We start from the raw sequence: 21,606 nt of genomic DNA, 5'->3' as shown, positions 1-21,606 counted from the left end.
GAAGTTAGGGCTTGCTCTTGTGCTTGTTTATCACGTGGGGAAAGATTCTAATGACGAAAGGTGGGACATAATAGGGATAAGGAATCCTGTCAGGAGGGAAGGCAACATTGCGTACCAACAATCACCATCGTCGTCTGTTCAGCTCGCTGTTGATCTTATCCGCTGCCGTGGGAATATTGATCCTGCGGTTGGCTTGGGTACAATTCGTGATCAAGGATCGGCCTGTCCCTGGTACCCCATATACCTTGGCCAAGATGGCAGAAATCCAGAGTGAGCGTGAAACAGTGCTGGACAGTGGGCGTGGGCGTCTCTATGACCGGCACGGAATTCCTCTCGCCGGGGAAACGATCTGGACAGCCGCTCTTTTCCCGCAAGAAGAATTGGCGGCTAGTGTGAAGGCGCAGGTGGAGCGAAGTGAAGATGGCCCTATGCACCGGCTGGCGGCCATTTTGGGAGTCAGCTATCAGCAGCTGCTGAACAGAGTCGCAGTCCTGAAGGAACCTCTGCTATGGCCATCCCCTAAAGGAAAAGCACCTCTGGCGCTGTCCCCTGCCCAAGCCAATGAATTGAAAGAGCTTGATATCGATGGAGTGATGGTACTGCCGTTCGCGCGGAGGTATGACGGTCAGTTGTCAGGACAACAGTGGCTAGGCTACCTGTCTGAAGCAGTCCCGCAGGGGGGTGGCGAGTTAGCAAGTTCTTCAGGCCTCAGGATTCCAAGGACCGGAACGGATGGACTGGAGAAAACCCTGGAGCCGTTGCTCCGGGGTGTAGGTCATACCGAGGCGTATGTGCAAGTGGATGCTAGGGGAAACCGTCTTCCGGGCAGTCCGCTCAAAGTCCGTTCGCCGGGCAATCCCTACTACCCGTTGTCTTTGTACACAACGATAGACAAAAAACTTCAGGATGACATTGAGAAGCTGGCGACTCAGAGTGGCATGAAGGAAGGCGCGATTGTTGTATTGGACTCACGGAATGGGGATATTGAAGCTATGGTTTCTCTACCCTTATATAACCCGCAGGATATTTCGCCTCAGGGTGGAGAGTGGAATAATCGGGCGCTGCAAGCCGCTGTCCCCGGCTCCATCTTCAAGATTGTCACCGCCGCAGCGGCTCTGGAGGCCGGAGTTACAACGCCGCAGGAAGTCTTTACTTGCTCCGGCCAATATGAGAAGTACGGATTATCCTGCCTAAAAGGAAAAGGACACGGCCCCCTTACGCTGGCGCAAGGGTTCGCCGTGTCCTGCAATACTGTATTCGCCGCGCTCGCCGAACGTCTGAGCGGCGCGCAGATCCAGTCCGCCGCGTGGGCGCTGGGACTGGGAAGGGACATTGGCTGGCAGTCCGAGAATACGCTGGGACTGCCACTTCTGAGGCCGCTGGCGGGGGAGCAGCACGGGACGATTTTCACGTCCCTGTTGCCTGATGACAGCGGCGCAAGAGTGCAGACTGCCATCGGGCAGCGCGATGTGCAGGTCACCCCGCTTCAGGCCGCTAATCTGGTAGTGACCCTGCTACATGGCGGGGAGGTCACCGCTCCCCGCATCCTGCAGAAGGTCACTTTTGCGAATGGCCAGAAGCTGGAGGATTTGCCGGGACATCTGTCACCGTCCGGGACCGGAAGAATCTCAGCATCCACGACTCGGCTGCTGTTGTCATGGATGAGACAGGTGGTGACTGAGGGCACCGGACGGAGTCTGATGACCGCCCGCTGGCCGTTGGCTGGTAAATCAGGAACAGCCCAGACGCAGGTCAAGGGTGTTCCCCGCAATAATCAGTGGTTTATTGGCTATGGGCCTATAGACCAGCCGCGATATGCCGTAGCTGTGTCTGTTCAGAACGTGACTCCTGGAAGTGCCCATACAGCTACGAAGTTGTTCGGTCAAGTATTTGATTTGCTCTCGTCAACTTCAGGAGCTTGATCTGCCTGGCGTTCTGTTTCAGGATCGCTGTGGTCTGTCTTGGAGGACTCGGCTTCTGACCCGGATGCCGCGAAAGGAGAGACAATAAATTCTTCCTGCGGCAGGTAGATCCAACGCTGGAGGTAGCCCTGCTGGATCAATTCCTTGATCAGAATCAGCAGTATTGGGGACAGGATTAAGCCTGCTACGCCAAACGCTGACATGGATAAGATAACGAATGAGAGCATCAGGAAAGCGGAAGATACACCGATGGAGTTACCAGTGATTTTCGGCTCCATAATTTGCCGTTGGATTAACACCACAGCGAGAAGGACAATCAGACCGATCGCCATGGAGGTGTTCCCGATAATGAAGAGATACACGATCCAAGGAATCAAGATGGTCGATACGCCTAGCAGCGGGAGAACGTCGAACACGGCACAGACTAAGGCCATCGTCAGCTCATTACCGGTACCTAGGATGAACAATCCAACCAGAACGATGACGAAGGTGATGCTGATGAGAATGAGTTGGGCTTTGACATAGGCGCCGATCGCCTTAAATACATTCCCTTGCAGAAAAGCATAGGCGGTCTTAAGGGTTTTTGGCATCTTCTCATGGGCGATTTTCTTCCAGTCCTTGATTTCCATGCTGAGGAAAAAGGCCAGAATGATGGCGATTCCGAAATTTCCCATAAAAGAAGAGAACGAGCCCAGTAGTCCGATCATATACTTAAAGAAGATAACGAGCCATGAAGAGAGGATGTCGGTGGCATCCTTGAAATACCCGTTGATTTTATGGGTCAGATCCGGCGGCAGCGTGTCGACTTTATGTTGAAGATAGCCGGTAAGCTCCACGAAATGCTCTTGCACAATACTTGTATACCTTGGCAGGTTGTCCTGAAAAAGCATTGCCTGAGTCGTAATTAGCAGGCCAGCACCGAACAGCGTTCCTAGCAGCAGAACGAGGAAGAACAGAACGGAGACTGCTGAGGCGAACGGTTTGCCGAGACCTCGGCGATTCAGAAACCGTGCCAGCGGCTCAATAATGATAAACACGAAGAAAGACAGGAACACAGGGGCGGCTAAATGATACAGCTTGCTGAAGGAAAACATAACCAGATACACCGTAAGCACGATTAATCCAATGTCAAAGAACGTGCGCCAATATTTTTTGTACAAGGGGAGCATAAGATTTGAACGACTCCTTTTCCGATGAAATGTCAGGTCTTTACAACTTGAGTCCATTGTACACGATTTTACTTAAAAAGCGTCTATTTCTTTGATAGCTGTGTTAAAATAGGGGGTAACGTTTTTTTGTGCCGATGATAGATATCCGCAAAAAGGCGGTGAAAGCTATACACACTTGGCCGTATCGCTGTATCTGCTTGCAGACCTAAGGCGAGCCAAAGTCAACTCTGGAAAAGCGGGGAATAGACATGCAGACTTTGCTGCTCTGGTTGTTTTACATCTCATCTTTTTATGCCTTTATACCCGGTATTATCAGCCGTATTTTCGGTTACCGCGTGTTCCGTAAAGGAACCGGAAGCCATGAATTTGCGCTGACCTTTGATGACGGTCCGGACCCTCGTTTTACGCCGAAAGTGCTTGAACTTCTAAGGCGTTATGACGCTAAGGCTACCTTTTTCGTGGTGGGCTCCCATGCGGAGCGTTATCCTGACCTGATCCGCAGTATTCATGCGGAGGGCCATCTCATCGGTATTCATAACTATGTGCACAAGACCAATTGGCTGATGCGTCCGGCAACGGTACGTAAACAGATCCAGCGCACAGACGAAATTATTTACAGCATTACCGGTGAACACAGCACTTACTATCGTCCGCCTTGGGGAATTGTGAATTTGTTCGATTTCTCGAAGCGTCGCCGTGTGCAGATTGTGTTGTGGTCAGCGATGTTCGGCGATTGGCGTGAGAAGCAAGGGGCCGAGAAGCTCACAGAGAAAATGCTCTCCCGCCTTAATCCCGGCGAAGTGATGCTTCTGCATGACAGCGGTGCGACACTGGGTGCCGATCCTGATGCTCCAGGACTGATGCTGATTGCTCTGGAGAGAACCTTAGAGGAAGCTCAAAGACGCGGGCTGTGTAGTATCCGTATTGACCAGATGATCAAGACGGCTGAGAAATCGTCCATTCAGCAAATTTCCTTCGGAAAACGCCTGATTGTGGGACTATGGCTGGGCTGGGAGCAATTATTTCAATTCCTGTTTAAGTTAAGAACTCTTTCACCGGCCGAGCCTTTCCTGCATTATCGTCTGCGTAAGTATCAGGGGCAGCCGATCACTATGGAGGACGGAACCACGTTAAGCAAGGGTGATAAGGTAATTGAGCTACATGTCGATAACCGGGAGCTGTTCGAGCTTGGCATGCATTCCCGTTCCTCTGCCCAGCTTGCGATCCGCATGATTCGCCGGATGGAGAAGGATATGCCGGTACTCGCCGAGGAAATTGCCCATGACGAGGCGCTTATGGAAGCTAAGGCATTGTACGGGGTCAGCATGATCAATCGGGGACCGGAGAAATTCGGTTTCACAGTACTGGATATGCCCAACGGCTGGTTCGCCCGTTCCAGCAAGCTTTACCTGAGTCTGTTGTTAAGTGTGATACATCCGGCTGGTGGAGCAAGACTGAAGGAGCGTACCGAGGTGCTTGTGCCGAAGCTCATCCTGATGCCGGTGTCTGAATTGTTGAAACGGCATGATCAGAAGATGCAGCCACGTAGCGCGAACCGCAAACGGGAGCAGATAGAAGAAGAGAGAAGCCGCAGCAATGCTGCGGATGAAGTGGAACTGCCAGGTGCAACGGTTGTTCATTAATGTACAGGAATTATAGGTAGTATTATGGAAAAAGGGAATGCCTCAGGCCAGCATATGTTGGCTGAAGGTGTTCCCTTTTTATCTTTAGTTGCACAAAAAAAAGTCCCTCAGAGCAGAATAACTGCTGCGAGGGACCGCTTCAATGAGAATTACGTTCTGGCATGGCCAGGGACGTAATTAGATTTTTAATACGCCGCCATTACTAGCGTTGGTTACCAATTTGGAGTAACGGGCGAGATAACCAGTCTTCACCTTCGGCTCGAAGCCTTTCCAGCCTGCACGGCGTGTCGCAAGGGTTTCTTCGTCCACCAGCAGCTCGATCTTACGATTGATCAGATCCAGCTCGATGATATCGCCGTCTTCAACGAAAGCAATCGGTCCGCCTTCAGCCGCTTCTGGAGAAATGTGCCCGATGCTGATTCCGCGGGATGCGCCGGAGAAACGACCGTCTGTGATCAGGCCGACTTTAGCGCCGAGACCCATACCCACGATTTGGGAGGTAGGAGCCAGCATTTCTGGCATACCAGGACCACCTTTTGGACCTTCATAACGGATAACCACCACGTGGCCTTCCTTAACCTTACCGTTCGCGATGCCTTCCAGCGCAGTTTCCTGAGAATCGAAGCAAATCGCTGGACCTTTATGGTAGCCGCCTACGGAAGCATCAACCGCACCAACCTTGATAATGGAACCTTCCGGAGCCAGGTTGCCGTACAGTACGGACAATCCGCCCACTTCGGAATAAGGATTATCAAGTGTATGAATAACGGAAGTGTCCTTAATTTCATGTCCTCTTACATTCTCGGCCAGTGTCTTGCCGGTAACGGTAATGCAGTCACCGAACAATGCGCCTGGTTTCTTCAGCAATTCGTTCAGTACGGCGCTGACCCCGCCCGCACGGTCTACGTCCTCGATGAAGATATCGGAGGCAGGAGCCAGCTTGGACAGGTAAGGAACACGGTTTGCGACTTCGTTGATGCGCTCCAGCGGGTAGTCAACACCTGCTTCTTGAGCCAGTGCAAGAGTGTGCAGTACTGTGTTGGTGGAACCACCCATAGCCATATCCAGTGCAAATGCGTTATCGAGTGATTCGATCGTTACGATATCGCGTGGTTTCAGATCAAGTTCGATCAGTTCCATCAGTTGTTTCGCCGATTTACGTACAAAGTCTTTGCGTTCTTCAGCTACAGCCAGAATTGTACCGTTACCTGGCAGGGCAAGACCCATAGCTTCAGCCAGACAGTTCATCGAGTTAGCGGTGAACATACCGGAACATGATCCGCATGTAGGACAGCCGTATTGTTCCAATTCAAGCAGTTCAGCGTCGTTGATCTTACCGACTTGGTGCGCGCCTACGCCTTCGAATACAGAAGTAAGGGAGAGCTTCTTGCCTTTGCTGTCCACACCGGCCTTCATTGGGCCGCCGCTGACGAAGATCGTTGGAATGTTGACACGCAAGGCGCCCATCATCATTCCTGGTGTGATCTTGTCACAGTTCGGGATGCAGACCATACCATCGAACCAGTGAGCAGATACTACAGTCTCCAGGGAGTCTGCGATGATCTCGCGGCTTGGCAGAGAGTAACGCATGCCGATATGTCCCATGGCAATCCCGTCATCTACACCGATCGTGTTGAACTCGAACGGTACGCCGCCGGCTTCACGGATAGCTTCTTTGACGATTTTACCGAATTCCTGCAAGTGTACATGGCCCGGAACAATATCAATATAGGAATTGCAGACCGCGATAAACGGTTTGCCGAAATCTTCTTCCTTTACGCCGGCTGCACGCAGAAGACTGCGGTGCGGGGCACGGTCGAAACCTTTGGTGATCATGTCTGAACGCTTTTTCTTGACTGCCATTATGAATTTCCCCCCTAGTAAATTGCAAAATCTGATATAGTGGCGCATTAACGCATTGCACTCATAAGAGGCAAGGAAATGCGGTTTATAGAATTAACGGGGTCCAGCTTCTTAAAGAGAAGAGGGGAAGCCGTTTCTATAACTGCTTGCAATGAGCCAATGATGACTGTGAATGACGGCTGTCCGAAGCCGAACATGTCATTGTTAATAGTGAGTCTATCACAAACGGGTAGTTTTTTCTACCGATCTTCTATCAAGGATATCTGCTCTCCAAGACAAAAAGACCGCTCCTTCCAATGATATGGATAATCACCAATACCGATGTCGACAGAAGGAACGATCACATATTCTATTTTGGATATTGAGCTAACTTGCCTGAACGTTTTTATAACGACCGCCGCAAGGCTGCGCGCTGCAGATCAACCATCCAGGCAGTGGAAGGCTCCACCAGCGGGTGCAGGAGGCGTTTGACTGCGGGCTGGGCTAGTAGAATAGTTAGTAATATAGCTGTGCCAATCAGCACTGTAATTCCAGTCGCACCGCTGACCAGATTATATATACCGGATGCCGCTGCCAGGCGGATAATAAATCCGTGAAGCAAGAAGACATATAGCGTTCGGCGTCCCCAGTCAGTCATACGGCTCATTCGGTAAGGGACCCATCCGAGAAAGGTGAGGGAAGCAGCAAATTGCCAACCGTACAGCCCCAAACGGTACAGTCCGGCATACCACTCATGGTGGCCAAGCTGCATGTAGGTCATTGATCCATACAGCCAGCCATGTGGAAGAATATTTCCCCACAATCCGAGCGGGATCAGCAGCAGGATGGAGCAGACGCAGGCAGAGGTTTTGGCCCATTTGTGATACAGACGAAGGAAGGCGGGGAACGAGAAGTGATAGCCGATCACGAAAAAGGGCAGATATACAAAGGTGCGGCTAATGCTGAACCAGACACCGTCAAGCTGGAGGTACCCCACAAGCACACCCGCGATAATAGCAAAAGCTAACTGAGCGCCGAACTTCCATCCCCTCATTCCAATCAACAGCAGGCGCCAGAAGGCATGACTCGCAAGAAACCATAGAAGCAGATAAGGTGCGAAGAAGGAATGCTGAATACCGTTCACATGGAAATAGGTACTGTCCAGCAGGGAATATAGACTTTGAAAAATAATGTACTGTAATCCGATTTGCAATAGTAGACGGCGTCCGGCAGTCCCGTATAGATTTTTTCTGGCGAAATATCCGGTCACAAGTACGAAAAGCGGCATATGGAAACTGAAAATCCACAGATATAGTTGATGCATGGCACTCACCCCGCCTACCAGCGGTTCAATGGCATTCCCGATAAAGACAGTGACAATAAGCATAAAGCGCAGATTCAGAAAAAAGGTCTCCCCGCGTTCGTCCAGAGCGTCGTCTCCCATCTTGCTGTCCCTCCAAGCGTCTCCATTACTTTAATTTTAAAATACCGTATTTTATTTCTTTGAATTGTGATTAATATCACTAGCGTAAGCGTTGTCATCAAAGTGAATGTGGCGATGTGTTGAAGGTTGTTTGGAAGCACCGATTCAACTATAATTTTCATATTAAGAGGAAGCAGTATATGCAGAACCAGCCGGGAGTGGACATATGTGAAGGGTAAAATAACGAAACGCCGCGTGTTCGTCATCCTATTAATCATTCTCGTCGCTGCGGGGCTGCTTCTATGGAGATACTTGACGCCCTATGCACCTGAGCAGAGCGCTGAAACGGCCCTCATCTCAGGCGGGGGCATTTCGGTGGAGCAGAACGATAACTGGATATCCTTTGAGCCGGGTCTGGCTACAGGTGCAGGGGTAATTCTATATCCTGGCGGGCTGGTGGAAGCAGAAGCCTACTCCCCGCTGGCGAAGGCCATCGCCATGGCCGGGCATCCCGTGTATATCGCCAAGATGCCACTTAATCTTGCGGTGACGAAGGGAGATGCGGCGGAAGAGATTATCCGTGTGCATCCCAAGCTTACGTTTGTACTGGGCGGGCACTCTTTGGGAGGCGTTATGGCTTCCCGTTATGCTGCAGAACATCCTGGTCAACTTAAAGGTGTGTTCTTTCTGGCGTCCTATCCTGATGAGAAAGGCAGTCTGAAAGACACAACACTGTCGGTTCTGTCGATCCTGGGCACGGAGGATGGGGTAATCAATAAAGCCAGCTACCGCAAAGGACGCTCTTACTTGCCGGACAATACTATTTATTACTCCGTGGATGGCGGCAATCATGCCCAGTTCGGCAGCTATGGCAAGCAAAAGGGAGATGGTGAAGCCACAATCTCCGAGGAAGAGCAGCAGAGCCGCACGGTACGGGCACTGCTCGACTGGTTGAGTAATCTGGGCTAACCGATAGACTGGGGGACAATGACAACATGCCTTTATTACATGTGAATCATACGACTATTCCTTGCCAGGGCATTCTCTTTGACAAAGACGGCACATTGCTGGATATCCTGGCTACATGGGGACTTTGGGCGGAACTGGTTCTGCGCGGAATGGAAACGCAGCTTGCAATTAGGGGCAAGACGCTGGAAGGCGGAATATCTGGACTGCTCGGCACCATCCATGATGATAGCGGGAAGGTCATTGGTTATGATCCCTCCGGACCGTTCTCTATGGCAACGGCGGGAGAAACGGAGGGGCTGCTGGCGTGGCAGCTGTATGCCTCCGGCCTTTCGTGGAACGAAGCCTTAGCAAAGGTGAAGCATATCACCAAGGATGCGATGAATGAGCTGCGCAAGAGACAGGCGGCGTATCCGCTATCGGGACTGCTGCCCTTCCTTAAGCAGTGTGCGGATGCCTCGCTGAAGCTGGGGGTAGTCACTTCAGATGGAGTCAAGACGACAGCAGAGCAGCTGGAATGGCTTGGGATCGCAGCTTTTTTTCAGACGGTAGTGACGAGAGACCATGTGGTAAACGGCAAACCGGACCCCGAAATGGCGGAGAAGGCTTGCCTCGAGCTTGGCCTGAATCCCGGGGAGACCGTAATGATCGGGGACAGTAATGCGGATATGCAGACCGCTAAAGGCGCAGGTGTGTCGCTGGCCATCGGTATTGCGGGTCAAGACGGCGGAAGCGCACATCTGCTGGATGCTGATATCGTGATATCGGGCTTCCATGAACTTTCGATTTCTTCCTAAGTACAGTATAGAAAGGATGGACTGAATGCCCATGGATCAATTACAAACCTTGACTTCCTGGATCAAAGATAGTGAATCTATAGTTTTCTTCGGCGGGGCGGGTACTTCCACAGAAAGCGGAATTCCCGATTTTCGTTCTGCGGCAGGGTTGTATCAGACCGAGCATCAGTCGCCTTATCCCCCTGAGGAGATGCTCAGCCGTACGTTTTTCATGTCCTCACCGGACATTTTTTTTGATTTCTACCGCAGTAAAATGATTCATCCGCAGGCTCAGCCGAACGGAGCGCATCTTCTGCTGGCGGAGCTGGAGCAGCAAGGCAAGCTCAAAGCCGTCATTACGCAAAATATTGACGGTCTGCATCAGAAAGCGGGCAGTCGCCGGGTACTGGAGTTGCACGGTTCGATTCACCGGAACTACTGCATGGATTGCGCCCGTGATTACGAGCTGGAGCAGATTGTAGCGAGCAAAGACATCGTGCCCCGCTGCCCGGATTGCGGAGGCATTGTTAGGCCGGATGTGGTGCTCTATGAAGAGGAGCTGGACTATACGGTACTGACTGAGAGTGTGGAGGCCATCCGGGGGGCCGATTTGCTGCTGATCGGCGGCACCTCGTTGACCGTGCATCCGGCGGCTAGCCTGATTACTTATTTTCGCGGAAGAAATACAGTACTATTGAATGGTGAACCAACACCATATGATCGCCGTGCGAATCTTATCATCACAGATCGTATCGGTCAGGTACTTGGCAAGGTGGGGGAGTTACTGCGGGAGTCTTGATTGTTGTTTTTTCACAATACTTAAGAGTACAAGGGCTCTCTAAGGTTCAATTAGGGCAGTAAATAGTGAGTACGCTCGCAATTTAAGAGGGGTTTGAATAACGGGAAAACATAACGTTAATGCTTCCCTTTTCCGTATTTATTGATGATTAACGGGATTTTTTCCAGTTATATTAAAAAAGAAGAGGATTGCATCAAAATATCAGGAGTTATTCCCGTTATTCCCATCCCTTATCGAGTGAAGCTGATCTTTTTGGTGCATCTGCCACCTTCAGTAAGCTACAAGATGACCGTTATTGAGATGTCGGGGTCATTTTCCAAATATGTTATGTTTATTGGTGTGTTCTCATAGTAGTGTGTTGTTCGATGCGATCTATATAGACTGAGGAAAGTCGCTCTCCGCTCCCGAATGAATGCGGATTTACGCCGAGGGAGCATGAGGGGTGCGAAACACCCTCCCAAAGGTGGCACTGAAGATCAAACTGAATCTTAATCTTAGCGACTTATGGCAGGCAATAACAGCCCGTTTCCTTGTACAGAAACGGGCTGTTATTGTGCCTAATGTTAGCGCTGGGAGGAGCGCTTTGTTCAAGTGAAAATGATTAGCGCGAGGATTTGTCTCCCCGCCTCGCTGTGGCGATGCGGTAAGCCGTCGGGGACTGGCCGCAAAAGCGCTTGAACTGGCGCGAGAAATACAGCGCATCCGTCAGGCCAACCGAAGACGCTACTTGTTCTACAGACAGCTCCGGGCGTTCCCGCAGCAGCTGCCTGGATTTATCAATACGCAGTTTCAACAGATAGGTCACCGGGGATAAGCCCGTCTCCTGCTTGAACACGCGGGACAGGTAGGCCCGGTTATAACCCAGGCTGTCGCACATTTGTTCAATAGAGACAGGATGGGCATACTGGGAGGACATATAGTGAATCATCTGCTTCACGGTCCGCTGCACCTGTGAGCCCGTACCGGGCAGACGCGAGTGAGTGGATAAACGCTCTGCTGCTTCTCCTATAATGAGATACAAATAGCCTAGTGAGGTGAGATGCGCACTCTCCCGGTTAGCATTGAAGGCGCCCATCATCCCCGCTAGCGCATCGGGAATCACCCTGCCCTCGGCAGCGGCCAACACCGGCGTGTCTGGACTGAACCCGGCCTGCTGCACCAGCCAGTCGGCCTCCGCCCCGGTAAAAGCCGCCCAGCGGTAGCGCCAAGGCTGATTCGGGTCGGAGATATAGCTAACCAACTGGGCAGGATGGATCAGGAAGCAGTCCCCTTCGCCCAGTTCGTACTTGTGTTGTTCCGTATGAAAGCTGCCCGACCCTGATTCAATGAAGTGGAGCAGATAATAATCGTAGATCTTGGGACCGGCCTGATGCAGCGGCAGTGTCTGGCTCTCGCCAGCGAACAGTACATGCAGTGTTTGGCTGTCGTAAGAGACGGGATTAGAGCCAACGGAATAGGTATATGAATGGGAACTGGATGAATCCATAAGGCAGGACAACCCCTTTTATCGGCTGCTCGGAAAAATGTTGGTCAGCAGGCTGTGTTTTTAGTATTGATTATATCCGGAAAAGTCACATATATCCATACATTACACACATGATTGCATTATCAGACCAAGTCTGATTTTATTATAATATAAGCAGAAAGAAAGCATTACCAAATCCCGCGATCGCAAATAGTGAAAGGATGGAGTGGCATTTATGAGCATACAACAACTTAGCCAGAAGTTTATCGAAAAATATGGGGAGAGCAGCAAGGAAGCAAGCGTGTTTTACGCGCCGGGCCGTGTCAACCTCATTGGTGAGCACCTGGATTACAACGGTGGATATGTGCTTCCGGCAGCACTTGAATTCGGTACCACGCTGATCGTGCGTCCGCGCAGTGACAGCAAGGTCACTTTTGCATCGACTAACTTCCCTTACGAAGCATCTATAGATTTCAGTGATATTGGCAAGGCCAAGACCGGTGAGTGGGTGGATTACCCGATCGGCGTAATGGTTGAACTGCAGAAGAAGAACCAGCCGCTGACGCAAGGCTACGACCTGCTGTTCCATGGGGATATCCCTAACGGAGCAGGCTTGTCTTCCTCCGCATCGCTTGAGGTGGTAACCGCCTATGCATTCCTGACGCTCGAAGGCGGCGATACCGACACTGTTGAGATTGCCCTGCTCTCCCAGCGTGCCGAGAACCAATATGTTGGCGTGAACTCCGGAATCATGGACCAGTTCGCCGTTGCTAACGGCAAGCGCGATCATGCCATTTTGCTCATGTGCGATACGCTTGAATACAACCTGGTGCCTTTCGTGACCGGTTCCTATAAACTGATCATCGGTAATACGAATAAGCGCAGAGGCTTGGTGGATTCCAAGTACAATGAGCGTCGTCAACAATGTGATGAAGCCCTGTCTATTCTGCAAAAAGAAGTTCCATCCCTGTCCTATCTGGCCCAGCTCACACGTGAGCAGTTCGAGGCTCACCAGGACAAGATTGCTGACGAGACGGTAAGACGCCGCGCTCGCCATGTGGTGGAAGAGAACCAGCGCGTGCTTGATTCGGTAGAGGTGCTGAAGAACAACGACCTGAAGCAGTTCGGTCAATACATGAATGATTCCCATGCTTCCCTTCGCGATCTGTACGAAGTAAGTTGTACGGAGCTGGATATCATGGTGGAAGAAGCACAGCGCATTCCAGGTACGCTTGGCGCGCGCATGACGGGTGCAGGTTTTGGTGGTTGTACGGTATCCCTGGTGCATGAAGATGATGTGGAACGCTTTATTAGTGAAGTAGGCGCGGCTTACAAGGAAAGATCCGGTCTGACTGGCGAGTTCTATGTATGCGGCATCGGCAATGGCGTAGAAGAACTGAAGGGGGAGAAGTAAACATGGCGATTCTGGTAACGGGCGGAGCCGGATATATCGGTTCCCACACAGTAGCTGAGCTTCTGGAACGCGGCGAAGAAGTTGTAGTCATCGACAATTTGCTGACAGGACATCGCGAGGCATTGCTGGGCGGAAAATTGTACGAAGGCGATCTGCGCGACAAGGAACTATTGGCCAAGCTGTTCTCCGAGAACAACATTGAGGCGGTCATTCACTTTGCGGCCAGTTCCCTGGTGGGCGAAAGCATGAAGGACCCGGTTAAATATTATGACAACAACGTCTATGGCACCCAATGTCTGCTGGAAGCTATGCAGAAGGCAGGCGTGGATAAAATCGTCTTTTCCTCCACGGCCGCAACCTACGGCGAACCGGAAAAGGTGCCGATTGAAGAGACTGACCGCACCGAGCCTGCGAATGTCTACGGTGAGACCAAGCTGACCATGGAGCGCATGATGTCCTGGTTCGATAAAGTGCTCGGCATCAAATATGTGGCTTTGCGTTACTTCAACGCCGCAGGTGCACATGCCAGCGGCAAGATCGGGGAAGACCACCGTCCAGAGAGCCATCTGATTCCGCTGGTACTGCAAACTGCGTTGAAGCAGCGTGAGAGCATTGCCGTATTCGGTGACGACTATCCGACGGAAGACGGGACTTGTGTACGCGACTACATTCATGTCAGCGATCTGGCTGACGCCCATGTTCGTGCAGTGAGCTATCTGCGCAGCGGAAACGACAGCAACGTATTCAACCTTGGCAACGGGCTGGGCTTCTCCGTGAAGCAAGTCATTGAAACAGCCAAGAAAGTGACCGGCTTAGAAATTCCTGTAGTCATTCAGGAACGCCGTGCTGGCGATCCGGCTGTACTTGTAGCTTCATCCGCGAAGGCTCGCTCTGTACTGGGCTGGAATCCGCAGCATGCGGATCTGGACAACATCATCCAAAGCGCATGGAACTGGCATTCGGCTAATCCGCAAGGGTACGGGGAATAAGGGACGACTCCCATTCCCATGAACCGCAGCCTGTTTAAGACTGCGTTCACACACACCCTTTATGAAGGAGAATTGAAATGGACAACGAGAAGATAACGGCTGCTTCCGGGCAAGAGGCCCTGCATGCTATAGAGCAGTTGGTTCTGTTTGCTCTGCGGCAAGACCTCATCAAGCCTGCGGATATTGATTATAGTCGCAACCTGCTGCTGGACCAGTTTGGGTTCACTGAGCCCTTTGCTGGAGAAGTGGATCAGGCGGTGCTGGAAGGCCCGCAAGGTCCGCTGGACCAATTGATTGATTACGGCTTCGAAATCGGTCTGTTCCCTGAGAACAGCGATACTTACCGGGATCTGTTGGATGCCAAGATTATGGGCCAGCTAATGGCCCGTCCTTCGGAAGTGAACGAGGAGTTCAATCGTTTGAGACAGGAACAGGGCGTTGAGGCTGCGACGGATCGTTTCTATAAGCTGAGCATTGATTCCAATTATATCCGTATGGACCGCATCTCCAAGAACGTCTACTGGCTGCAGGAGTCCCCTTATGGGGACATCGAGATGACGATCAACCTGTCCAAGCCTGAGAAGAGTCCAAAGGAAATCGCGATGGCCCGGCTGCTTCCGCCGCCGGTCTATCCGAAATGCCTGCTCTGCCGTGAGAATGTCGGTTATGCCGGCCGGGTCAACCACCCGCCACGCCAAAATCTGCGCGTTATTCCGTTGGAACTGAATAAGGAGAAATGGCTGTTCCAGTATTCTCCTTATGTTTATTACAATGAGCACTGTATTGTGTTCCATCATGACCATGTGCCGATGAAATTGACGAAGGATACGCTGAAGCGCCTGCTTGGCTTCGTGGAATCTTTCCCGCACTACTTTATCGGTTCCAATGCCGATCTGCCGATCGTCGGCGGTTCGATCCTGACGCATGACCACTTCCAGGGAGGACGTCATACGTTCCCGATTCAGAAGGCACCGAAGGAAGATACTTTCAGCCATCCGGATTATCCGGGCGTCAGCATCAGCATTGTGAAGTGGCCGATGTCTGTACTGCGCATGAACAGCCTGGACCCGGCCGTGCTGCTGGAATGCGGCAATACCATTTATGAGGCTTGGAAAGCTTACAGTGACCCTGAAGCCGAAGTTTTCGCTTTCAGCGAAGTGGATGGCGAGCAGCAGCCTCATAATACGGTCACACCGATTGTGCGTCGCGGTGAAGACGGAAGCTTCGAGATGGATCTGGTGCTGCGCAACAACCGGACCAGCGAGCAGTATCCTGAGGGGATCTTCCACCCGCACCGGGAGATGCACCATATCAAGAAAGAGAACATTGGCTTGATCGAAGTCATGGGTCTGGCGATTCTGCCTGGCCGCCTGAAGGAAGAGCTGGATGCTATCGCTGGCATTCTTGCCGGGGATACGGCTTCTCGTGAGGCGTTAAAAGGTAATGCTGATCATCCGCTGGCGCTGCATGCAGCCTGGGTGGAAGAACTGGCCGAGCGTTTCGGCACTTCCCTGGAACGGGAAGCTGCTGTGAAGACGGTACAGAACGAAGTCGGTATCAAATTCACACAGATTCTTGAGCATGCCGGTGTCTACAAGCGCACTCCGGAAGGGCAAGCGGCTTTCCGCCGGTTTGTCGGCAGCTTTGGAGCACAGTAATCTATTCTACAATCTTGCGGGCAGGGATGCTTGGAGTCGTGAACTCCTCAGCATCCCTGTTTTTTATTACTCTTTTTATGTATTTCACAAGGATCATCTCCTCACAGCAAGGGGAATTCCTACTGTAGAGACGATGCTACTGTTTGTATATCTGGTTATTTTTCGTCACCGATTTGAAAGGAGACAGACAGAAGTCTATAATAGTGGGTGCATTACCAATTCAAGAAATTACGGAGGCCTGTACACATGCGGAATTTTGAATTCTACAACCCGACGAAGCTGATCTTTGGCCGGGATACCTTGGAAGCATTGCGTAATGAAGTTCCCAAGTACGGAAAGAACGTACTATTGATGTATGGAGGCGGCAGCATTAAGCGCAGTGGCCTTTACGATAAAGTTATTGCTCATCTCAAGGAACTGGATGTGCAGATTACTGAACTTAGCGGCGTTGAGCCGAATCCTCGTCTTTCCACAGTACATAAAGGGGTGGAGCTCTGTCATCAACACAACATTGACCTCATCCTGGCCGTAGGTGGGGGAAGTGTAATCGACTGTGCGAAGGCCGTTGCAGTAGGTGCCAAGTATAACGGCGATATGTGGGACTTCTTGGAACGCAAGGCGGTACCACAAGCTGCTCTGCCGCTGGGTACGGTTCTGACAATCGCTGCCACTGGTTCGGAAATGAACGGCGGTTCTGTTATTACGAACGAAGTTACGCAAGAGAAATTGGCTTGGGGCAGCATTCATGCTTATCCGGCGTTCTCCATTCTTGATCCCGTGCATACTTTTACCCTGCCTCGTGATCAGACTGTTTATGGCATGGTGGACATCATGTCCCACGTACTGGAACATTATTTCCACACAGACGGTAATACGCTCGCACAGGACGGATTCTGTGAGGGTCTGCTCCGTACTGTGATTGAAACCGGACCTAAGCTGGTGGAAGACCTTGAGAACTATGAGCTGCGTGAGACCATCCTCTACTGTGGCACTTTGGCGCTGAACGGAATGGTTAGCATGGGATTTGCCGGCGACTGGGCCACACACAATATTGAGCATGCGGTCTCCGCAGTATACGACATTCCACATGGCGGCGGACTAGCGATCTTGTTCCCGCAATGGATGAAATATAACCTGTCCAGCAATCCGGCCCGTTTCCGCAAGCTGGCGGTTAATGCTTTTGGCGTGAACCCTGAAGGCAAGACTGACGAAGAGATTGGAATTGAGGGCATTGAAGCGCTGCGCCGGTTCTGGGATTCCATCGGGGCACCGAAGACATTGGCCGATTACGAAATCGACGACAGCCAAATTGGCGTCATGGCAGATAAGGCGATGCGCTTTGGGCCTTTCGGCAACTTCCGTAAACTGAATCATGAAGATGTTGTAGAGATTTATACAATGGCGCTTTAAAGACACGCGCTATAGTATGAAATTAGCAGCCTGGGCTTGTTAAGAGCCTGGGCTGCTTTTTAATGCTAGGGACGTTCATTTTAACAAAAAATTAAACTAGAACTGAATATCGTACTCCATGTGTTTAGCTGTGTTTTGAGCCACATCTGTGCCGAGCAGTCGCTGAACGACGTGAAAGGCCATATGAATACCAGCAGATATACCTGCTGAAGTGACGATCTTTCCAGCGTCCACAAACTTCGTATTCTGTTCGACCCTAACCGATGGATAAGTCTCTTTCATTCGTTCGATGCTAGCCCAGTGGGTGGTGGCGGCTTTGTCCTCCAAAATGCCGGCTTCCGCCAACAAGAAAGACCCTGTACAGACCGAAGTCATGAGCTCTACCTCCGGGAACTTTTCCTGAATCCAGGCAATCACGTTCCGGTTATGCACTTCCCTACGAGTACCCATCCCTCCAGGAATAACGAGAATGTCGTATGAGGGCGCACTTGAAAAGCTGTAATCGGTGGTGACCTTTAACCCATTGCGGGCAGTGATCATTCCCCCCTGCTCAGAGACAGTCGTAACAGAGAAGGGTGCGAAGGCTTCGGGTGTGAAACGCTGGGTAACGGTGACGGCGAACACTTCAAAGGGTCCGGCGAAATCAAGCACCTCAACATCATCAAACAGGAAAATTCCTACTGTACGTACTTTCACGTTCATCACCCCTTCATGAATTTTTGCTATATAAGATGAACTTAAGATCCTAACACAAGGCTCGGTCGTCACTACGATGGAATGTTTGGACTTCCGGTCGCTGTTGTGCCCAGATTTCTTCTTTATAAACCGCCTCTAGCGGTTGAAATCTGGGCACAGCCTATGCTTCCGATGCCAGCTTTCCTAAGGAAAGCTCTCAGGCGATCGCTTTGCTCCTACAGTTCCAAACTTCCCCCTTCGTTCCTTCTCGCTTGTTGTTATTTTCTTTTGTTCATTTTATATAATTTAAAATATAGGTTTGAGCATATTGTATTATAATAATAATTGTGCGCCTATCGCTCTTAAGGGTTATGTTTGCAAGTGGAACAGGCATTACAAGCGTATTCAAAGGGATTCCTAGAAAAAAATCCAAAGTTTGTGAAACCAAGGGCGAACTTTTCACGTTTAATATAGTATGACAGTCCGGAACAAAGACGGGAGGAGAAAACTATGCAAACGCTGTATTTGGGCTGCTTGGCGCTAGGCGTCATTTTTGCCATAGTCAGCGTGTTGGTGGGAGATCTGATCGGAAGTGCACTGGATGGAATTTTCGATATTGTGTCCTTTGATTTTCTTAATCCCACCGTCCTGGCAGGGGCAGTGACCGTATTCGGCGGCGCTGGTATTCTGCTAACCCGCTACAGCACACTTGATAACGGGCCGATTGTTGCTTTATCCCTGCTGACTGCCGCATTCATGGGAGTGCTCCTGTTCCTGGGGTTCGTGAAACCGATGGATAAGAGCCAGACCTCAAATGGATTCTCTATGCAGGACCTGCCTGGAATGATCGGGGAGATTACGATCCCCATCCCGGCGGAGGGCTATGGAGAGATCATGGTGAAATTCGGAGCTGGCAACAGTTTGCATACGGTGTCCAGCTTTGACCATCGGCCCTTATTGGCCGGAACCAAGGTTGTTGTGATCGATGTCAACGATGGTGTAGCGCTGGTGTCAGAATTTGAAGAGAGAAGAGGAGTGGATATTTAATGTTTGAAATACCTGACTATTTGTTAATTCCTGCTGTGGTGGTTGGTGTTCTGCTGGTGCTTGGTATAGCGTTCTGGGCTCGCTACAAAACGGTTGGACCGGATGAAGCGATGATCGTTACGGGTTCATTTCTTGGCAATAATCATATTTCCGATGACGGCTCCGGCCGGAAAATCAAAATTGTCCGCGGAGGCGGCGCCTTTATTCTTCCCATCTTTCAGAAGGCTGAATTCATGTCCTTGCTGTCTCATAAGCTGGATGTAACGACACCGGAAGTGTATACAGAACAAGGTGTGCCGGTTATTGCCGACGGTGTGGCCATCATCAAGGTTGGAAGTTCTACTGAAGACGTGGCGACTGCCGCAGAGCAGTTCATGGGTAAGCCGATTGAATCCCTGAAGAGCGAAGCTCAGGAAGTACTGGAAGGTCACCTGCGGGCCATACTCGGTACCATGACCGTTGAAGAAGTATACCGTAACCGTGACCGGTTCGCGCAGGAGGTACAGGGTGTAGCGGCACGGGATCTTAAGAAAATGGGTCTGCAAATTGTCTCCTTTACTATTAAGGACGTTCGCGACAAGCACGGTTATTTGGATGCACTCGGGAAGCCGCGGATTGCTGCCGTGAAGCGGGACGCGGAGATTGCTGAAGCGGAAGCCGTGCGGGATGCGCGTATCCAGAAGGCCAACGCCGAGGAACAAGGGCAGAAGGCGGAACTGCTGCGTGATACAAATATCGCTGAAGCTTCCAAGGAGAACCAGTTGAAGGTGGCAGCCTTCAAACGCGATCAGGACACGGCGAAGGCGGAAGCTGACCAGGCGTACCATATTCAAGAGGCGCGCGCCAAGCAGACCGTGGTGGAAGAGCAGATGAAGGTTGAGCTCGTTCGTAAGATGCGGGAGATTGACCTGCAAGAGAAAGAGATTCAGGTTCGCGAGAAGCAGTACGATGCGGAAGTGAAGAAGAAGGCCGAGGCAGATCGCTACGCGGTAGAGCAGGCGGCAGAAGCCGATAAGGCGAAAAGAATGCGTGAGGCTGATGCGGTGCAATACAGCATCGAGACGCAGGCGAAGGCGACTTCGGAGCAGAAGCGGCTTGAGGGCCAAGCGATTGCGGATGCGGAGCTGGCCAAAGGTAAGGCGGAGTCCGAAGTTATCCGCCTGCGCGGTCTGGCGGAAGCAGAAGCCAAGGAGAAGCTGGCGGAAGCGTTCCAGAAGTTCGGCGAAGCTGCCGTGCTGGATATCATCGTCAAGATGCTGCCGGAACTGGCGGGCAAAATTGCCGAGCCGCTGGCATCTATCGACAAGCTTACAGTGGTCGATACCGGCAACGGCGAGGGCGCAGCCCGGGTCAGCAATTATGTGACCCAGCTCATGTCCACTGCGCCTGAAATGCTGAAGAGCGTCTCCGGTATTGATGTGGAAGAACTGATCAAAGGACTGACTCGCAAAGCTGCTCCGGCATCGGTGGGCCAATCACAATCTACTCCTGTGTCTGCCGTGGCTCCGGTAGCTTCGGTTCAAGCGCCTGTCACTAATTTCAAAGCAGCCGTAGAGGAAAAACCTGGGGAATAGAGAATATCTAATATAGTTGCAGTGAAATATGTCCGGCAATTTGCCGGACATATTTTGTTGTTCAGACGGTATCATCCCCGTGTTTACATACATAGCAACATAGCAACATAAAGATACCCAAAGGAGCTAACTGAATGAACACTGAGCTTGATATTAATAACACCTCTCCAGCCAAAGCCAGTCTGACACCATGGCTGGCCGTCTGGACTGCACCGCGCCGGACGATCCGGGGATTTCTGGATTCCGGGAACCCGCGCCGGAATATGATCTGGCTGTCTATGGCCGCAGGATTTCTAAGTGCGCTGGGGCGTGCATCTTCCAAGAACTTCGGAGACGAAATGTCACTGCCTACGATCTTCCTGATGTCCATCCCAGTGGGCATCGTCGTCGGGCTGTTTACGCTTTACGTAGGCAGCTTCCTGCTGAAAATAATTGGAGGTTGGCTGGGAGGGAGAGGCAGCCGGGCAGAGCTGCAAACGGCGCTGGCACGAGGTATGTTTATGCCGGCAGTCCTGCTCGGCCTGCTGTGGATTCCTGAGGTGCTATTCCTTGGCAAAGAGATGTTCACCTCAGAGATGCCGACACTGGAGAGCAACATAGCCGCACTGGTGGTTTATTTTACTTGCGTAGTCCTGGAGCTAGTATTTGGAGTCTGGGGTTTGGTAATCACCATGAAGGCTATTGGAGAAGCACACCGCTTCTCTGCCTGGAAAGCATTGCTTACTTGTGTAATGCCTTTCCTGATCCTGCTTGTGTTGTTTTTCCTAGTAATGCTAATGGTTCAGTAGGCCCTTCTTTTCCCTAAGCCTTGCTGTGGGGTTGGCTGCACATGTA

17 protein-coding genes are annotated in these 21,606 nt (G+C 51.4%); 12 read left to right on the top strand and 5 right to left on the bottom strand.

Annotated elements, in window-relative coordinates; genetic code table 11:
• Nucleotides 1-107: 107 nt before the first annotated feature.
• Nucleotides 108-1,922, top strand: coding sequence for a peptidoglycan D,D-transpeptidase FtsI family protein (locus ACFVU8_RS14965; protein ID WP_387428170.1), 1,815 nt, complete (start codon nt 108-110; stop codon nt 1,920-1,922).
• Here ACFVU8_RS14965 and ACFVU8_RS14960 read toward each other — a convergent pair.
• Nucleotides 1,883-3,091 (bottom strand): AI-2E family transporter, encoded by a 1,209-nt coding sequence (locus ACFVU8_RS14960; RefSeq protein WP_379465082.1) that lies wholly within the window; start codon nt 3,089-3,091, stop codon nt 1,883-1,885. The two genes, ACFVU8_RS14965 and ACFVU8_RS14960, sit on opposite strands and share 40 nt — an antisense overlap.
• A gap of 248 nt (nt 3,092-3,339) precedes the next feature.
• On the opposite strand from ACFVU8_RS14960, the gene ACFVU8_RS14955 reads away from it, so the two are divergent.
• Nucleotides 3,340-4,734, top strand: coding sequence for a polysaccharide deacetylase family protein (locus tag ACFVU8_RS14955; RefSeq protein WP_379465080.1), 1,395 nt, complete (start codon nt 3,340-3,342; stop codon nt 4,732-4,734).
• Between the two features lie 177 nt (nt 4,735-4,911).
• Here the strand turns inward: ACFVU8_RS14955 and ilvD are convergent, their stop codons facing one another.
• Both ilvD and ACFVU8_RS14945 read right to left on the bottom strand, forming a co-directional pair.
• A complete protein-coding gene (gene ilvD / locus ACFVU8_RS14950) occupies nt 4,912-6,597 on the bottom strand; it encodes a dihydroxy-acid dehydratase (protein ID WP_066373669.1) in 1,686 nt (561 codons plus the stop codon).
• Between the two features lie 385 nt (nt 6,598-6,982).
• Complete coding sequence (locus ACFVU8_RS14945) at nt 6,983-8,020, bottom strand: acyltransferase family protein (RefSeq protein ID WP_387428169.1); 1,038 nt, start codon at nt 8,018-8,020, stop codon at nt 6,983-6,985.
• Nucleotides 8,021-8,227: 207 nt separating this feature from the next.
• On the opposite strand from ACFVU8_RS14945, the gene ACFVU8_RS14940 reads away from it, so the two are divergent.
• From ACFVU8_RS14940 to ACFVU8_RS14930, 3 genes are read left to right on the top strand one after another with little or no spacing between them, the layout of a single operon-like run.
• Complete coding sequence (locus ACFVU8_RS14940) at nt 8,228-8,968, top strand: alpha/beta hydrolase (RefSeq protein WP_379465077.1); 741 nt, start codon at nt 8,228-8,230, stop codon at nt 8,966-8,968.
• A 26-nt stretch (nt 8,969-8,994) separates the two neighbouring features.
• Nucleotides 8,995-9,762 (top strand): HAD family hydrolase, encoded by a 768-nt coding sequence (locus ACFVU8_RS14935; RefSeq protein ID WP_387428168.1) that lies wholly within the window; start codon nt 8,995-8,997, stop codon nt 9,760-9,762.
• A gap of 31 nt (nt 9,763-9,793) precedes the next feature.
• Nucleotides 9,794-10,540: an NAD-dependent protein deacylase gene (locus tag ACFVU8_RS14930; protein WP_387428166.1), complete on the top strand. Its 747-nt coding sequence runs from the start codon at nt 9,794-9,796 to the stop codon at nt 10,538-10,540.
• Between the two features lie 601 nt (nt 10,541-11,141).
• Here ACFVU8_RS14930 and ACFVU8_RS14925 read toward each other — a convergent pair.
• Nucleotides 11,142-12,026: an AraC family transcriptional regulator gene (locus ACFVU8_RS14925; protein WP_387428164.1), complete on the bottom strand. Its 885-nt coding sequence runs from the start codon at nt 12,024-12,026 to the stop codon at nt 11,142-11,144.
• Nucleotides 12,027-12,240: 214 nt separating this feature from the next.
• On the opposite strand from ACFVU8_RS14925, the gene ACFVU8_RS14920 reads away from it, so the two are divergent.
• The 4 genes from ACFVU8_RS14920 (at nt 12,241) to ACFVU8_RS14905 (ending at nt 17,476) form a co-directional block, all read left to right on the top strand.
• Complete coding sequence (locus ACFVU8_RS14920) at nt 12,241-13,419, top strand: galactokinase (protein ID WP_387428163.1); 1,179 nt, start codon at nt 12,241-12,243, stop codon at nt 13,417-13,419.
• Between the two features lie 2 nt (nt 13,420-13,421).
• Nucleotides 13,422-14,408, top strand: coding sequence for a UDP-glucose 4-epimerase GalE (gene galE, locus ACFVU8_RS14915; RefSeq protein WP_387428161.1), 987 nt, complete (start codon nt 13,422-13,424; stop codon nt 14,406-14,408).
• Nucleotides 14,409-14,485: 77 nt separating this feature from the next.
• Nucleotides 14,486-16,066 (top strand): UDP-glucose--hexose-1-phosphate uridylyltransferase, encoded by a 1,581-nt coding sequence (locus tag ACFVU8_RS14910; protein WP_387428159.1) that lies wholly within the window; start codon nt 14,486-14,488, stop codon nt 16,064-16,066.
• Between the two features lie 246 nt (nt 16,067-16,312).
• On the top strand, nt 16,313-17,476 hold the full coding sequence (locus tag ACFVU8_RS14905; RefSeq protein ID WP_387428158.1) for an iron-containing alcohol dehydrogenase: 1,164 nt from the start codon (nt 16,313-16,315) through the stop codon (nt 17,474-17,476).
• Between the two features lie 96 nt (nt 17,477-17,572).
• On the opposite strand, the gene ACFVU8_RS14900 is transcribed toward ACFVU8_RS14905, so the two are convergent.
• Entirely contained in the window at nt 17,573-18,178 is a 606-nt protein-coding gene (locus tag ACFVU8_RS14900) for a DJ-1/PfpI family protein (protein ID WP_387428157.1), read from the bottom strand.
• A 483-nt stretch (nt 18,179-18,661) separates the two neighbouring features.
• Here ACFVU8_RS14900 and ACFVU8_RS14895 point away from each other — a divergent pair, with 483 nt between their 5' ends.
• The 3 genes from ACFVU8_RS14895 (at nt 18,662) to ACFVU8_RS14885 (ending at nt 21,560) form a co-directional block, all read left to right on the top strand.
• Complete coding sequence (locus ACFVU8_RS14895; RefSeq protein WP_387428156.1) at nt 18,662-19,198, top strand: NfeD family membrane protein; 537 nt, start codon at nt 18,662-18,664, stop codon at nt 19,196-19,198.
• Complete coding sequence (locus ACFVU8_RS14890) at nt 19,198-20,772, top strand: flotillin lipid rafts scaffold protein FloT (protein ID WP_175374100.1); 1,575 nt, start codon at nt 19,198-19,200, stop codon at nt 20,770-20,772. Before ACFVU8_RS14895 ends, ACFVU8_RS14890 begins: the two co-directional genes overlap by 1 nt.
• A 134-nt stretch (nt 20,773-20,906) precedes the next feature.
• A complete protein-coding gene (locus ACFVU8_RS14885; RefSeq protein ID WP_379465067.1) occupies nt 20,907-21,560 on the top strand; it encodes a Yip1 family protein in 654 nt (217 codons plus the stop codon).
• Nucleotides 21,561-21,606 lie beyond the last annotated feature (46 nt).

This window comes from Paenibacillus sp. NPDC058177 (assembly GCF_042883835.1).
GTDB lineage: Bacteria > Bacillota > Bacilli > Paenibacillales > Paenibacillaceae > Paenibacillus_AQ > Paenibacillus_AQ agri.
Note: the sequence above shows the minus strand (reverse complement) of the source record. Positions and strands in the feature narration are given on the sequence as shown.